1 protein-coding gene and 1 pseudogene are annotated in these 2,107 nt (G+C 67.0%); both read left to right on the top strand.

The window, feature by feature from the left end; translation table 11 throughout:
- Nucleotides 1-112 (top strand): annotated as a pseudogene (locus WA702_RS17595) ((2Fe-2S)-binding protein); the annotation flags it as partial.
- A partial coding sequence (locus WA702_RS17590) for a molybdopterin cofactor-binding domain-containing protein (RefSeq protein ID WP_425111811.1) occupies nucleotides 109-2,107 on the top strand: 1,999 nt, incomplete at its 3' end. The pseudogene WA702_RS17595 and the gene WA702_RS17590, both read left to right, overlap by 4 nt.

Genomic DNA, 2,107 nt, shown 5'->3' with positions numbered 1-2,107 from the left:
TGAGATCCGCGCGGCGCTGCGCTACAATCTCTGCCGCTGCGGCGCACATGTGGAGATCCTGCGGGCGGTGATGCGCGCGGCCGGTCATACGTTCAGGGCCATTGGCGGATGACGGATGCGGCGTCTGGGCCTCGCGCCATCCATCGCGGTTCGCTGTCGATTGTACGGCCGTCGGCGACCGGCAAGGATGATTTCGAGACCTTTATCCGGATCACGGCGAGTGGCGAGATCACTGCGTTCAACGGCCATGTCGATCTCGGCACCGGCATCGGCACCGCGCTCGGGCAGATCGTCGCAGAGGAGCTCGACGTCTCCTTTGCTCGTGTCGTCGTCGTGCTCGGCAATACCGAGATCGTGCCCAACCAGGGCGCGACGATCGCCTCCGAGACCATCCAGATCACCGCGGTGCCCTTGCGCAAGGCCGCGGCACAGGCGCGCCACCATCTGCTGGCGCGTGCGGTCGAGCGCCTGAACGTCGGTGCCGATGACCTCACAATCGAGGACGGGCTGATCCGGGGTCCCGGCAATCGTACGCTGAGCTATGGCGAGCTGATCCGCGATGATACCATCCGCCTCGTGCTCGCCGAGGACGTCGCGGTCAAGCCGGTCGACAACTACAATGTGGTCGGCCGATCGGTGCCGCGTGTCGACCTGCCGGCCAAGGCGACCGGCGAGCTGACTTACGTGCACGACGTCCGCGTGCCCGGCATGCTGCACGGCCGAGTGGTCCGCCCGCCCTATGCCGGGGTCGATGCCGGCCCCTTCGTCGGCACCAGCCTGCTCGGGGTCGACAAGGACTCGGTGCGCGATATTCCCGGGCTGGTCGACGTCGTTGCCATCGGCGACTTCGTCGGCATTATCGCCGAGCGCGAGGAGAATGCGATCCTGGCGGCCGCACGGCTGAGCGTGAGCTGGAAGCCGACGCCGGCCCTGCGCGATCTCGACGACATCGAGAGCGCGCTGCGCGCCAATCCCTCAAAGCCACGCACTTTGCTCGACAAGGGCGATGCCGATGCAGCGATCAGCGGCGCCGCCCAGCCGATACGGCGCACCTATACCTGGCCCTATCAGATGCACGGCTCGATTGGGCCGTCCTGCGCAGTCGCTGATTTTCAGGAGGGCCACGTCAGGGTCTGGTCGGGCACGCAGAATCCGCATTTGCTGCGCGCTGACCTCGCGCTGCTGATCGATCGGCCCGAGCAGGACATCGAGCTGATCCGGTTGGAAGCCGCCGGCTGCTACGGCCGCAACTGCGCCGACGACGTCACCGCCGATGCGCTGCTGCTGTCGCGCGCAGTCGGCCGCCCGGTGCGCGTGCAGCTCACCCGCGAGCAGGAGCATGTCTGGGAGCCCAAGGGCACCGCGCAACTGATGGACGTCAATGGCGGGCTGAACGCCGATGGCTCGGTCGCCGCCTATGACTTCGCAACCCGCTATCCCTCGAACGGGGCACCGACGCTGGCGCTGCTGCTGACCGGTCGTATCCCGCCCGAAGCCGCCGTGTTCGAGATGGGCGACCGCACCGCGATCCCGCCCTACGACTACGACCACATGCGTATCGTGGCGCATGACATGCCGCCGATCGTGCGCGCATCCTGGCTGCGCGGCGTCTCGGCACTGCCCAATACGTTCGCACATGAATCCTATATCGACGAGCTCGCGGCGGAAGCCGGCGTCGATCCGATCGAATACCGGCTGCGCTACCTGAAGGACGACCGCGCGATCGATCTGGTCAACGCGGTGGCCGAGCGTGCCGGCTGGGTGTCGCGTCCCGTCAGGCAGGAGAAGACGCCCGAGAACGATGTCGTGCGTGGCCGCGGCTTCGCCTATGCGCTCTACGTGCACAGCAAGTTTCCGGGCTTTGGTGCGGCCTGGTCGGCCTGGGTCGCCGACGTCGCGGTCAATATCGCGACCGGTGACGTCAGCGTCACCCGCGTCGTCGCCGGACAGGACGCCGGGTTGATGATCAATCCGGACGGCGTGCGTCATCAAATCCAGGGCAACGTCATCCAGTCGACCAGCCGGGCGCTTATGGAGGAAGTACCGTTCCAGCGCGGCAAGGTGGCGGCGCGCGAATGGGGTGCCTACCCGATCATCACCTTCCCGG

The sequence above is a fragment of the Bradyrhizobium sp. genome (assembly GCF_049798375.1).
Lineage (GTDB): Bacteria > Pseudomonadota > Alphaproteobacteria > Rhizobiales > Xanthobacteraceae > Bradyrhizobium.
This window is presented reverse-complemented; position numbering and strand designations above follow the sequence as displayed.